The following is a 12,062-nucleotide window of genomic DNA, read 5'->3' on the forward strand; positions in this document are numbered from 1 at the left end:
CGCCGTGCGGGCCAAGTCCCTGACCGGGGTGGCGGCCTGGACGGCGGTGTCCACCGTCCTCAAGCTGGCCGCGAGCCTGCTGGTGATGAAGCTGCTCGCGGTGTCCTATGGGCCGGTCGGCGTCGGGCTAGCGGGGAACCTGCTCACCTTCGTCACCGTGCTCACGACGTTCGCCGGCGGTGGCATATACAACGGTGTCACCAAGTATGTCGCCGCATTGCCCGAGGACGGCAGGCGCCGGGTGCTGGGCACGTCGGCGACCGTGGTGCTTGGCTGCTCGCTGCTGGTCGGTGTGGCACTGCTCGTACTGGCGGACCCGATCGGCCTGCTGCTCTTCGGCAGGGATGGCTTCGCCGGGACGGTACGCGCGCTGGCGGTGGTCCAATTCGGACTGGCATACGCGAGCTTGTATCAGTCGATCCTGAAAGGACGGTGTGATGCCACTGGCACCGCGTTGTCGGTCATCGGTGGCAGCGTGCTCGGTGCGAGCGCGTACTGGATTTGCGGGGTGCTCGGCGGGTATTCCGGAGCGCTGATCGGGCTCGGCCTGCTTCCCGCGCTGGCCGTGGTGCCCTCGTACCTGGTCCTTCGCCACCGCGATCGGGACTCGCTGCGGATGCTGCGGCCGTCGTGGGATACCGAGACAGCCCGTCGGCTCGGGAAATTCGCGATCATGGTCGCGGTCACCGCGGCACTGCTGCCCTCCGCCCATATTTTCCTGCGGCACCTGCTGGCCGACGCGCACGGCCTGCGGGAGGCTGGCATCTGGCAGGGCATGAGCAAGATTTCCGACTCTTACCTGCAATTGCTCACCGCGCCGTTGTCGTTGTACCTGCTGCCGACGCTGTCCAGGCTCAGTGACGCCGGGGAGATTTCGCGCGAGGTGGGCCGCGCGCTGCGGTTCGTGCTCGTCGCGGCCGGCGTGGTCGCGCTCGGGCTGTGGCTCACCCGTGACCTGGTGATCGCGATGCTGTACTCCGGCGAGTTCACCGCCATGCGGGAATTGTTCGCCTGGCAGCTGTGCGGAGACGTGCTGAAAGTGGGCGCCTACGTCTTCGGGTACTTCGTGCTGGCTCGTGCTTCACTGCGGTTCTACGTCTTGGCCGAGGTCAGTCAGTTCGTCCTGCTCTGCACAATTTCTCTGATCCTGATACCCGCGCACGGCGCGGTGGGCGCGACCCAGGCCTACCTCGTGACCTACGTCGCCCACTTCACGCTGTGCTGTGCGGTCTTCTTGCTGTGGCGGCGGAAGGCACGCCGATGATGATCCACGTACTCGGTTCGGACATCCCGCACCACAACACGACCGTTCTGCGGTTTTTCAACGATGTGCTGGCCGCCCAGCTGCCCGGCCGGCCGGTGTTCTGGGTCGTTTCCGCCGAGTCGCCCGGTGAGTACCCGAATCTGGACCTGATCCGGTACCGCGATCGCCGGCAGCTGGCCACCGCGGCGCGTCGATCGGCGCGCCGTGACCGCACCATCACCTTCTTCCTGCACGGCCAGTTCTCCCCGCGGATCTGGCTGGCTCTGCTGACCGGCGCGATCCGGCCGCACCAGGCGCATTGGCACATCTGGGGCGCGGACCTCTACGAGGTCGCGGCCGGCCCGCGGGCCGCGCTGTTCTACCGGCTCCGGCGGATCGCGCAAGGGCGGGTCGGCCGGGTCCTCGGCACGGCCGGCGATCTCGGCCACTACCGGCGCCGGCATCCGCGCACCCGGAGCACCGTCCTCTATTTCCCAAGCCGGACGCAGGGGCCGGACGCCAAACTCGCCCGGCTCCGGCCCGGATCCTCGCTGACCGTGCTGATCGGCAATTCCGGCGACGCGAGCAACCGTCACGTCACCGCGTTGCGGGCAGTGCGGGAACGGTTTGGCGCGCAGACCCGGGTCGTCCTTCCCTGCGGCTATCCCGCTGGGAACGAAACCTATCTCCGCGCGATCCGGGCCGAGGCGCACCGGCTGTTCCCGCCGGGCAACGTCCGGTTGCTCACCGATCTGCTGGATTACCGGCAGTACGCGGACCTGCTGGCGGAATGCGATCTCGGTTACCTGATTTTCCGGCGGCAGCAGGGCATCGGGACGCTGTCCATGCTGATCCGCGCGCAGGTGCCGTTCGTGCTCAGCCAGGACAATCCGTTCCTGCGAGATCTGACCGGGCAGCACGTTCCGGTGCTGGTGCACGAGGACCGGATCACCCCGGCGGAGGTCGAGCGAAGCCGACGGCAGCTCGCCGCGCTGGATTGGGCGCAACTGTCCTTCACACCCGAGAACTGCGTGCCCGGCTGGCTGCGCGCGCTGACGGAGGGAGCATCCGATGCCGGTCGGTGAGCTGGTTCTGCTGGCCGCGTTGTGGACGCTGTGCGTCGCCACGCTCGGTCTGGTGATCTGCCGAAAGTTCCGTGCGCAACGATTCAGCTTCGACTTCTGCTTCTCGGTCGCTTTCCTGATCACCTGCTATCTGGGGTTCCCGCTTTCCGTCGCGCTTGTCGTCGGTTTCGGTGAACGGATCGTGTCCACGTCGTCGCTGGCCGGCGCACTGCTGTTGCCGATGGTGTGCTACGGCGTCTACCACCTCGCCCGCTCGACACGCAGGTCCGCTTCCGCGCCGCCCCGCCCCGCCCGGTGGTTTGCCGCGAACCAGAGGGTGGCCGGGCTGACCGCGGTGCTGCTGGCGGCGGTCGCGGTCGGCACTCTCGTGGTGTTCATCGCGCAGAACGGGCTTCTTCTGTTCAAAGTGGACACCTACAGCCAGGCGTTCACGAAGGATGTGTCCGGGCAGGCGCTCAAACGGTTCTCGTACTTCTTCATCCCCGCCGCGCTGATCTGGTACTTTCTGCGCCCGAGGGTGCGGCGCTGGTGGATCTTCCTGGCGGCCACCGCCGGATTCGGCCTGCTCGGCTACGTTGCCGTGGGCGGCACCCGGGCCAACCTGGCGCTGGCGTTCGCCCTGTTCCTCTTCATCGGCCTGGCGCAGGGGTATCTCAAGCCGAAGCTGCTCATACCGCTGGGTTTCCTCGGCGTGGCCGGAATGTTCCTGCTCGCGCTGGCCCGCTACGGGCTGCATGCCTCCGGGATGAGGCAGCTCTACTACTTCCTGTACCTGACCCGCGATTCGCTTTCCCCCTGGGAGAACCTTGCGCTCGTCCTGGAACGGCGTTCGACCATCGAATTCCAGGGCTTGGCGCCGATCGCCCGCGATTTCTCCGTCTACGTTCCGCGCTCGATCTGGCCGGACCGTCCGGAGGTGGTGCTCAACACTGCCAACTACTTCTCCCGCGCCGTGCTCGGCCGTGGTCCCGGGCTGACCATCTCACCCACGATGATCGGCTCGTCATATCTGATGGGCGGGCTGCTCGCGGTGCCGCTCACCGGTGCCGCAGCCGGCCTGATCATTCGCGGGCTGGACCGGCTTCACCGGGGCGCCGGGGCGGACGGGTCCGGCGGTGCGGTGGCCAAGGCGTTCTGTTTCGGCACGTTGTTCACCCTCGTCGTGCTGGTTCGAGAGGGGCTGGACTCGTTCTGTTCCCGATTCGTCATCTACCTGGCCGTCTTCGGCCTGTGTTTCCTCGCGGCGAAGGCCGTGTTCAAGATCCGCCAGTTCCAGAAACCGGAGGTCCGTGCATGAGCAGCGTTCCCGGCTACCCGATTCGCGGGGTGCGGGTGTTGGGGTACCCGGACGAGTCCGCGTTCCTCGACGACCTTTTCGGCCCGCACGGAGTACGGACCGGCATGCTCGCGGCGGTCAACGCGGAGAAGATCGTCGCCGCCGGGCGCGACCTCGTTCTGCGCGCGGTCTTGGACCAGGCCGATTACCCCTACGCGGACGGGATCAGCGTAGTCCGTTCGATCCGCCGGAAGTACGGCGTCGACCTCGACCGCATCGCCGGGGTGGACCTGTGGCAGAGCATGATGGAGCGGGCGGGCCGGGAGCAGGCCAAAGTCTTTCTCGTCGGGGCGAAACCGCGGGTACTGCAGGCGGTGCGGGAGAAGATCACCGCGGAGTGGAAGGTCGACGTCGTCGGCAGTCAGGACGGCTTTTTCGATGACGCCGACCGGCCGGATCTCTTCCAGCGGATCCGGGACAGTGAAGCGGCCATCGTGACCATTGCGATGGGCTCGCCGCGGCAGGAGATTTTTGCCGCGCAATGCCGAGAAATCCATCCGGAAGCGCTCTACATGGGCGTGGGTGGCACTTTCGACGTGGTGAGCGGGCAGGTGCGGCGTGCCCCGCTGGTGTGGCGCCGCGCCGGGCTGGAATGGCTTTACCGAATTGGTTCCCAGCCGACCCGGATCGGCAGGCTGCGCCGGGTCGCCGAGTACGCCGGCTATCACTTCTTGAACCGCCTCTAGCGTCGCGCCGGTTACTGAATACGCTCGCACTCGAAAGGGAATAACGCCGTGGACTTGGCGATCATCGGACTCGGCTATGTCGGGCTGCCCCTGGCCGCCGCGGCGTGCCGGGTGGGACTGACGGTGGCCGGCCTGGACAGCGACCCGTCGGTGGTCGAAGGCCTGCGCGCCGGAACGTCGCATGTGGACGACATTTCCGGCGGCGAGGTCCGCGAAATGCTCGGCGCCGGTTTCCGGCCGACCACCGATCCCAGGGTGCTGGGCCGAGCAGGCACCGTGGTGATCTGCGTGCCCAGCCCGCTGACCGGGGACGGGGAGCCGGACCTGGGTGCCATCCGCGCCGCCGCCGAGGCGGTGGCCGCGAACCTGCGTCCGGGCGTGCTGGTGGTGCTGGAATCGACGACCTTTCCCGGTACCACCGACGAGATCGTGCGTCCGATCCTCGAACGGTCCGGCCTCCTCGCGGGCCGGGACTTCCACCTGGCGTTCTCGCCCGAACGTATCGATCCGGGCAATACCGCGCACCCGGTGCGGAAGATCCCGAAGGTGGTCGGTGGGCACACCGGCGCCTGCGGAGCCGCCGCGGCCGCGTTCTACGGCAAATTCGTCTCGTCTGTGCACCAGGCCAAGGGAACCCGGGAGGCCGAGCTGGCGAAGCTGCTGGAGAACACTTATCGCCAGGTGAACATCGCGCTGGTCAACGAAATGGCGATGTTCAGCCGGGAACTGGACATCGACCTGTGGGACGCGATCGACTGTGCGAGCACGAAACCGTTCGGGTTCCAGACCTTCCATCCGGGACCCGGGGTCGGTGGCCACTGCATTCCGGTTGATCCGGTGCTGCTGACGCACCGGGTGCGGTCGCTGGGCCACTCGTTCCGCATCGCCGAGCTGGCGCAGCAGATCAACGCGCAGATGCCGGACTACGTCGCCGGACGCGCGCGGAAGCTGCTCGACCGGCACGGTCACGCGCTGTCGGGCGCGTCCGTGCTGCTGTGCGGCATCACGTACAAGGCCGATATCGCCGATCTGCGCGAGACTCCGGCGAAACCGATCGCCGAACAGCTGCACCGCCTGGGTGCCGAGGTGCGGTTCCATGACCCGTATGTCGGCACCTGGCAGGTCGGCGGCCGGACTGTGCGCTGCGAATCCCGGCTGGAGGAAGCACTCGAAGCCGCTGATCTGACCTTGGTGGTGACCTCGCACCGCGAGTACGATCCGGCGACGCTCATCGGGCGTGCTCGGCTGCTGCTGGACACCCGTGGTCGGCTGCGGGCACACACCGGGGACACAGTCGAAGTCCTCTGACCGATACATCGGGTAGCAGCGGTCGGTAGGCTGGGCCGCATGATCTCTGCGCCCGGACGGCTCGTGCTCGCCGCTACCCCGCTGGGCGATCCCGGGGACGCTTCGGCCCGCCTGGTCGAGGCATTGGGTTCGGCGGAGGTGATCGCCGCCGAGGACACCCGGCGGTTGCGCACGCTGGCCTCGGCCCTCGGCGTGTCGCCGTCCGGGCGGGTGGTCAGCTTCTACGAGGACGTCGAGACCGCGCGGCTGCCCAAGCTGCTCGAATCCTTGCGCAGCGGGGAAAACGTCCTGCTCGTCACGGATGCCGGAATGCCCAGCGTGTCCGATCCCGGATTCCGGCTGGTGGCCGCGTGCGTCGCCGAGGAGCTGCCGGTCACCTGCCTGCCGGGGCCGTCCGCGGTGACCACCGCGCTGGCGTTGTCCGGCCTGCCGTGCGACCGGTTCTGTTTCGAGGGCTTCGCCCCGCGAAAGCCGGGGGAGCGCGGGAAGTGGCTGGCGGAGCTGGCCACCGAACGCCGGACCGCCGTGTTCTTCGAGTCGCCGCACCGGCTCGCCTCGACCCTCGCCGACGCCGCCACGGCACTCGGCGGCGAGCGTCGGGCCGCGGTGTGCCGGGAACTGACCAAGACTTACGAAGAGGTCAAACGCGGCACGTTGGCCTCGCTGTCCGAATGGGCGGCGGACGGGGTACGCGGCGAGATCACCGTGGTTCTCGAAGGCGCGGCGCGCGTCGAGGCTCGCGTGGAGGACCTCGTCGCCGAGGTCAGCGCCCGCGTCGCCGGCGGGGAACGGCTGAAGATCGCCGCCGCGGCGGTGGCCGAGGCGGCCGGAGTGTCCAAAAAGGAGCTTTACGACGCGGTTGTCGCGTCGCGGAAGTGATCCTCCAGCAGCATCCGGGCCGCGGTGCGCGCCTTGGCCGCGTCGGGCTCGTCGCCGGTGATCACGTCGGTGTAGATGAACGATTCGCCGACCCGGACCAGCAGATAGGCCAGGTCCGCGACGGGGAGCGGGCTGCGCAGCCGCCCGGCGGCGATCTCGTCGGCCAGTAGTGCGCGCAGTTTGTCGATCGTGCGGGATTGCACCAGGCTGGCCTTCGTGGTGAGCAGCCGCAGCGCCCGCTCCGGTTCACTGCGCAGGAAGGTCCGGAACGGGGCCGAGGTGTTCACCGTGTGCACGAAGGTGCCGATCGCCTCGGCCAGTCCTTCGCCGCCGCGGCCGGTGAACGACACGTTGTCCAGCGTGGCCGCGGCCTCCGCCCACAGGATTTCGCCGAGCAGATGGTCCCGGCTGCCGACCCAGCGGTGCAGCGTGGCCCGGCTGATGCCCAGCTCGGCAGCCAGTTCCCGCATGTCGATCCGGTGGCAGGCGAGGAAATGGCTGCGCGCGAGCCGGAACGCCGCGACGGCGTCGGGGCGGGAGGTACGGGAAACAAGCGGCGTGTCGATGGTGAGACGTTAGCACGGAGTGTTTCTTTGGTGAGACATCTGGCAGAATGTCTCACGACGAGCTGTGAAGGAGGCCGCTGGATGCGTGCTGTGCAGGTGACCGAGTTCGGTGGGCCGGAGGTGCTGACCCCGGCCGAGGTACCCGATCCCGAACCCGGTCCGGGCCAGGTGCTGATCGAGGTCGACCGGATCGGGGTGAACTACGCGGACACGCACCAGGCGGAGAACAGCTATCTCGCGCCGAGCACGCTGCCGCTCGTGCCGGGCGGCGAGGTCGTCGGCCGCACCGCCGGCGGCAAACGGGTCGTCTCGCTGCTCAACGGCGGTGGCGGGTATGCCGAGCGCGCGGTCGGCCCGGTCGCCGCGACCTTCGAGGTGCCGGACGGGGTGGACGACCTCAACGCGCTGGCCATGCTGGTGCAGGGGGCGACCGCCTGGGTGCTGCTGCGCAAGAACACGCACCTGGAGCCGGGGGAGTCGGTCGTCGTGCACGCGGCGGCGGGCGGCGTCGGGACGATCGCGGTGCAGCTGGCCAAGGCATGGGGCGCGGGCCGGGTGATCGCCACCGCCAGCAGCGAGCAGAAGCGGAACCTGGCGCTCGAACTGGGCGCCGACGTCGCGGTGGACTCCCGCGCGGAGAACCTGACCGAAACCCTGCGCGAGGCCAACGGCGGCAAGTCGGTGGACATCGTGCTGGACATGGTCGGCGGCCGTACGACCGACCAGAGCATGGCCGCGCTCGCACCGTTCGGCAGGCTCGCGTTCTACGGCATGGCCGGGCGGGAGGCGCCGGAACCGGTGAAGCCGAGCAGCCTGCTCCGGCACAGCACTGCGATCTCCGGCATGTGGCTGCCGCACGTGTTCCGGTTGCCGGGCAACGTGTTCGGTACCGCGCTGACCGAGCTGTTCGATCTGGTGCGGGGCGGCGGATTGCGGGCCGTCGCGGGCGGTGAGTATCCGCTTGCCGAGGCTCGTGCCGCGCATGAGGCGTTGCGTTCTCGTGGCACGGTGGGCAAGTTGCTGCTCGATCCGCGTAAGTAGGCCGCTCTTGCGGAGTGGTCGGGAGTTGTTCGACCTGGCTTGGGGCGGCGTGCTGGTGCTCGATCCGCGCAGGTAGGCCGCTCTGGTGGAGTGGTTGGTTGTTCGACTTGGTTCGCGGCGGCGGGCCGTCGCGGGTGGCGTAAATCCGTTCGCCCGAGCCCGCCGCCGCCCCTGAAACGCTGTGTTCCCGCCGCACGGTCGGCAAGCCGGTGCTTGACTCGCGTAGGTAGCCAGGGCGGAGTGGTGAGAAGTTGTTCGACCTGGCTCGGGGTGGCGGGGCGTGTACCCGCTCGCCGAAGCGCGCCCGCTCACGATGTGCTGTGTTCCCGCCGCACGGTCGGCAGGCCGGTGCTCGACCCCCGGCAGGTCACCCCGGCGGAGTGGCCAGGAGTTGTTCGAGCGGGTCAGCCTTGTCCAGGCACTCCTGCCATTCCGCCGCCCCGGCCGAATCGGCCGTGATCCCGCCGCCCACGCCGAGTTCGATGGTGCCGTCGTGGATCTCGAAGGTCCGGATCGCCACGTTGAGCTCCAGCCCGGCGGACGGCGAAACCACCCCCACCGCTCCGGTGTAGACGCCTCTCGCCCGCGGTTCCAGCTCGGCGATCAGGTCGAGCGCGCGGATCTTCGGCGCCCCGGTCACCGAACCCGGCGGGAAGGCCGCCGCCAGCAGCCCGGCGTCGGTCACCCCGTCCGCCAGCTCACCCTCCACTGTGGACGCCAGGTGCCACACCCCGGGCGCGGGATGCACCGCGAGCAGCTCCGGCACCACCACGCTGCCCACCCGGCACACCCGGCCGAGGTCGTTGCGCACCAGATCGGTGATCATCACGTTCTCCGCGACGTCCTTCGCCGACCGGCGCAGCAGGTCGGCGTTCCGGTCGTGTTCGGGACCGCGCCGCGGCAGCGTGCCCTTGATCGGCGACGAGCGCACCCGGCGGCCGTGCCGGGCCAGGAACAGCTCAGGCGACAGGGACACCACCGCACCCCAGTCGCCGGCGAGGTAGGCCGCTCGCCGCGGCGCGAGCCGCCGGACGCCCTCGGCGAACAGCGCGGCAGGCTCCCCGTCGAAGCCGCCGACGAACCGCGCGCACACGTTCGCCTGGAACAGCTCACCCGCTTCGATCTCGTGCACGCACGCCTTCACCGCCTGCTCGTGCCCGGACGGGCGGCGCAGCGGGCTCGCCGACCAGGTGAGCGACGCCGGAACCGCCAGTGCTCGCTCCACAGTGGACCAAAGGACGTCCGGATCACGCCCGCCTTCGAGGACTTCGAACCGGCAGGTCCCGTCGGCGTCCCAGCGCAGGACATGGTCCGCCCAGCCCCAAGCGGACGCGGGGAGCGCGCCACGGCGGCCGGACGGATCGGCCGAGTCGTAGCCCAGGTACCCGAACCAGCCACCGCCGACGCCCGCACCGGGCGCCTCCCCGACCGGACCCGGGAACGGCGTGGCGCGCACGTCGAGGAACGGCGCCACTACCGCCCGCGAGCCGAACCACTCACCGCACACCGCGGCGGGTTGCGCCAGGTCGTGCTTCCGCGCGTACGCGGCAAGCCGCACCACGACCTGTTCCGGCGACAGGCCGATCCGCAGGGGACGGGAGAGCATCGCGCCATTGTGCGCGCGTACCTCGGCGAATTGCCGGAAAAGTGACCCGATCCTGTCGCTTTCGCGGTCGGTAAGGGCTGTGAAGGGTCCCTTCACAGACCCAGAGTCCGTGAAGGGACCCTTCACAGCCTTGGCCGGGCGGTGCCGGCGCGAAAAGTGATCAGAGCAGCAGGTCGGAGAGGGTAAACGGGTACACCACCGCGTCCTGCGCGACCGGCCCACCCACTCCGGGCAGGTCCGCGGAGTAGGCGTGCTGATGCAACCCGAGCCGCGCGTGGAACCAGCCGGGCCTGCCGGGGATCCCGTTGTGCCGCACCAGCCAGAGCACCACGTCGGGATCCGCCCAGCGGTCCGGGTTCAGCCGCCGCGACCACCAGTCGTGCCCGGCGTAGACCAGCACCCGGCGGATCCGTGCCGCATGCCGCACGTGCTTGATCCACGCTTTGACGAACCGGTCGTCCACGCTTTCGGCGTCCACCTCCAGCGCGGGTGCGAGCGAACCGGGGGCGAACGCGCCGAGCCTGCTGGCCGTGCGCACGAAATGCTCGGCCTGGTCGTGGACCGCGCCGGGCCGCGCGTAGTGCCGGGCGCCGGTGTGCAGGCCCGCCTCCTGCGCGGCGGTCACCATCCGCTCGGCGCCGGTGGCACGCCAGTTCACGTTCTCACTGACGGTCACCGACGCGAACCGCATCTCGGCGGCTCGTACCGCTGACCAATCGAGCACCTGCTCACGATGTGTGAGCGTGAGCCCGCGTTCGCTCTCCGGTCCGGTCATTCGCGCCCCTGACAAGCCCCACGACGGGTGAAAGGCCACCCTACGTGCCGCGATGGCGCGCGAGGTGACCTTTCCCGGCGTGTCGGTGTGCGTGATCAGGCGTTTTCCCGCTGGAACGTGCGCGTTCCCCACCACACCGCGAGCACGGCCATCACCAGCACCACCACGCTCTCGGTGAACAGCGCGTCCATCGTGAAGTCGCCGCGGAAGCTGTTGCGCTCCACGTCGACCACGTGCCGGAACGGGTTGATCTGCGAGATCGTGTACAGCCACTTGGGTGCCAGCCCCGCGGTGATCGGGATCAGGATCCCGGACAGCAGCAGCAACGGCATGAGCACCGCGTTCAGCAGCGCTGGGAACGACTCCTCGCTCTTGAGCGTGAGCGCCAGCGCGTACGAACAGGACGCCAGCGTGAGCGCCAGCAGGAACACGATCAGCAGCACCCCGGCGACCGGTGCGTTCAGATCGAACACCAGGTAGGCGAGCACGATGATCAGCACCGACTGCACCACCGCCTGCAGCGCGTTCGCCAGCACCTTCCCCAGCAGCAGCGCGGCCCGGCTGACCGGGGTGACCCGCATCCGCTCGACCACCCCGGAGCGGAAGTCGGCCAGCAGGCCGAAGCCCACGAACGAACTGCCGAACAGGGCCAGCTGCGCGATCAATGCCGGGGTGAGTACCATCCAGCCGTCCACATCGGACAACCCCTGCGCGTTCAGCGCGCGGACCAGCAGCGGCCCGAAGAAGAACAGGTACAGCAGCGGCTGCATGATGCCGATCAGCAGCCACGCAGGGTTCCGCAGCGCGGCGGTCAGGTCCCGGCGGAAGATCAGCCAGATGTCAGACAGCATGGGACACCTCCGGTTCCCCGGCAGGCTGCTCCTCGGCGTCGCGCAGTGAGCGGCCGGTCAGAGTCAGGAACACGTCGTCCAGGGTCGGACGGGTGACCTGCATGGCGGTCAGCGGGATGCGCTGCCCGTCGAGCGCACGCAGCAGCTCAGGCAGCGCGGTGTCCCCGCGCGGTACCCGGAACCGCACCGTGCCGCCGTCGACTTCGAGGTCGTGCGCGCCGCTGAGCCGTCCGGCCAGCTCGGCGGCGGCCGCGCTGGTCTCGATGGGTACCTCGATCGCCACGCCGTCGCCGGAGACCCGGGCCTTCAGCGAATCCGGCGTGCCCTCGGCGACGATCCGGCCGTCGTCGATCACGATCAGCCGGTCGGCCAGCGCGTCCGCCTCGTCGAGATAGTGCGTGGTGAGGAAGATCGTCACGCCCTGGTCGGTGCGCAGCCGGCGGATGTGCTCCCACAGGTTGGCCCGGCTCTGCGGGTCGAGCCCGGTGGAGGGCTCGTCGAGGAAGACCAGCGCGGGCGAGTGGATCAGGCCCATCGCGATGTCCAGCCGGCGCCGCTGCCCACCGGACAGCGTCTTGGTGAGCCGCTGGTCGAGTCCGATCAGGTTCGCCCCCCGTGCGGGCTGTGAAGGGTCCCTTCACAGCCTCAGCGTCCGTAAAGGGACCCTTCACAGCCCGCGGCGTGGC

At 69.3% G+C, this 12,062-nt stretch carries 11 protein-coding genes and 1 pseudogene; 7 read left to right on the forward strand and 5 right to left on the reverse strand.

Annotated features, from left to right (window positions below):
• Positions 1 to 4: 4 nt before the first annotated feature.
• Genes wzxE through rsmI form a run of 6 tightly spaced genes read left to right on the forward strand, consistent with a single transcriptional unit; the run spans position 5 to position 6,537 of the window.
• Positions 5 to 1,264, forward strand: coding sequence for a lipid III flippase WzxE (wzxE, locus tag D5S19_RS06605; protein ID WP_233573751.1), 1,260 nt, complete (start codon positions 5 to 7; stop codon positions 1,262 to 1,264).
• Positions 1,261 to 2,328, forward strand: a complete 1,068-nt coding sequence (locus tag D5S19_RS06610) for a TDP-N-acetylfucosamine:lipid II N-acetylfucosaminyltransferase (RefSeq protein ID WP_120022497.1) — start codon at positions 1,261 to 1,263, stop codon at positions 2,326 to 2,328. Before wzxE ends, D5S19_RS06610 begins: the two co-directional genes overlap by 4 nt.
• Positions 2,315 to 3,625 carry a WzyE family oligosaccharide polymerase gene (locus D5S19_RS06615; protein ID WP_120022430.1) on the forward strand — a complete coding sequence of 437 codons (1,311 nt, stop codon included), beginning with the start codon at positions 2,315 to 2,317 and terminating at the stop codon, positions 3,623 to 3,625. The genes D5S19_RS06610 and D5S19_RS06615 overlap by 14 nt, the downstream gene beginning before the upstream one ends.
• Positions 3,622 to 4,350 (forward strand): WecB/TagA/CpsF family glycosyltransferase, encoded by a 729-nt coding sequence (locus D5S19_RS06620; RefSeq protein WP_120022431.1) that lies wholly within the window; start codon positions 3,622 to 3,624, stop codon positions 4,348 to 4,350. The genes D5S19_RS06615 and D5S19_RS06620 overlap by 4 nt, the downstream gene beginning before the upstream one ends.
• A 48-nt stretch (positions 4,351 to 4,398) precedes the next feature.
• Positions 4,399 to 5,658, forward strand: a complete 1,260-nt coding sequence (locus D5S19_RS06625) for a nucleotide sugar dehydrogenase (RefSeq protein ID WP_120022432.1) — start codon at positions 4,399 to 4,401, stop codon at positions 5,656 to 5,658.
• A gap of 39 nt (positions 5,659 to 5,697) precedes the next feature.
• Positions 5,698 to 6,537, forward strand: a complete 840-nt coding sequence (rsmI, locus tag D5S19_RS06630) for a 16S rRNA (cytidine(1402)-2'-O)-methyltransferase (protein WP_120022433.1) — start codon at positions 5,698 to 5,700, stop codon at positions 6,535 to 6,537.
• On the opposite strand, the gene D5S19_RS06635 is transcribed toward rsmI, so the two are convergent.
• Entirely contained in the window at positions 6,507 to 7,007 is a 501-nt protein-coding gene (locus D5S19_RS06635; RefSeq protein ID WP_120022434.1) for a QsdR family transcriptional regulator, read from the reverse strand. The genes rsmI and D5S19_RS06635 overlap by 31 nt on opposite strands.
• 177 nt (positions 7,008 to 7,184) lie before the next feature.
• On the opposite strand from D5S19_RS06635, the gene D5S19_RS06640 reads away from it, so the two are divergent.
• A complete protein-coding gene (locus D5S19_RS06640; RefSeq protein ID WP_120022435.1) occupies positions 7,185 to 8,144 on the forward strand; it encodes a quinone oxidoreductase family protein in 960 nt (319 codons plus the stop codon).
• Between the two features lie 367 nt (positions 8,145 to 8,511).
• On the opposite strand, the gene D5S19_RS06645 is transcribed toward D5S19_RS06640, so the two are convergent.
• From D5S19_RS06645 to D5S19_RS06660, 4 genes and pseudogenes are all read right to left on the reverse strand, one after another.
• On the reverse strand, positions 8,512 to 9,750 hold the full coding sequence (locus tag D5S19_RS06645) for an aminodeoxychorismate synthase component I (RefSeq protein WP_120022498.1): 1,239 nt from the start codon (positions 9,748 to 9,750) through the stop codon (positions 8,512 to 8,514).
• A 160-nt stretch (positions 9,751 to 9,910) separates the two neighbouring features.
• A complete protein-coding gene (locus D5S19_RS06650) occupies positions 9,911 to 10,525 on the reverse strand; it encodes a glycoside hydrolase family 25 protein (protein ID WP_120022436.1) in 615 nt (204 codons plus the stop codon).
• Positions 10,526 to 10,620: 95 nt separating this feature from the next.
• Positions 10,621 to 11,376 (reverse strand): ABC transporter permease, encoded by a 756-nt coding sequence (locus D5S19_RS06655; protein WP_120022437.1) that lies wholly within the window; start codon positions 11,374 to 11,376, stop codon positions 10,621 to 10,623.
• A pseudogene (locus D5S19_RS06660) lies at positions 11,366 to 11,995 on the reverse strand (ATP-binding protein DrrA1-3 family domain-containing protein); the annotation flags it as partial. The pseudogene D5S19_RS06660 and the gene D5S19_RS06655, both read right to left, overlap by 11 nt.
• Positions 11,996 to 12,062: the final 67 nt, after the last annotated feature.

Origin of the sequence: Amycolatopsis panacis, from assembly GCF_003600245.1 — a bacterium.
Lineage (GTDB): Bacteria > Actinomycetota > Actinomycetes > Mycobacteriales > Pseudonocardiaceae > Amycolatopsis > Amycolatopsis sulphurea.

Bases quoted from the DNA above. Each gene is read 5' to 3' on its own strand.
- D5S19_RS06650 (WP_120022436.1), bottom strand. From the start codon at position 10,525: ATGACCGGACCGGAGAGCGAACGCGGGCTCACGCTCACACATCGTGAG.
- D5S19_RS06655 (WP_120022437.1), bottom strand. From the start codon at position 11,376: ATGCTGTCTGACATCTGGCTGATCTTCCGCCGGGACCTGACCGCCGCG.
- D5S19_RS06640 (WP_120022435.1), top strand. From the start codon at position 7,185: ATGCGTGCTGTGCAGGTGACCGAGTTCGGTGGGCCGGAGGTGCTGACC.
- D5S19_RS06645 (WP_120022498.1), bottom strand. From the start codon at position 9,750: ATGCTCTCCCGTCCCCTGCGGATCGGCCTGTCGCCGGAACAGGTCGTG.
- D5S19_RS06620 (WP_120022431.1), top strand. From the start codon at position 3,622: ATGAGCAGCGTTCCCGGCTACCCGATTCGCGGGGTGCGGGTGTTGGGG.
- D5S19_RS06615 (WP_120022430.1), top strand. From the start codon at position 2,315: ATGCCGGTCGGTGAGCTGGTTCTGCTGGCCGCGTTGTGGACGCTGTGC.
- D5S19_RS06610 (WP_120022497.1), top strand. From the start codon at position 1,261: ATGATGATCCACGTACTCGGTTCGGACATCCCGCACCACAACACGACC.
- D5S19_RS06635 (WP_120022434.1), bottom strand. From the start codon at position 7,007: ATGCGGGAACTGGCTGCCGAGCTGGGCATCAGCCGGGCCACGCTGCAC.
- rsmI (WP_120022433.1), top strand. From the start codon at position 5,698: ATGATCTCTGCGCCCGGACGGCTCGTGCTCGCCGCTACCCCGCTGGGC.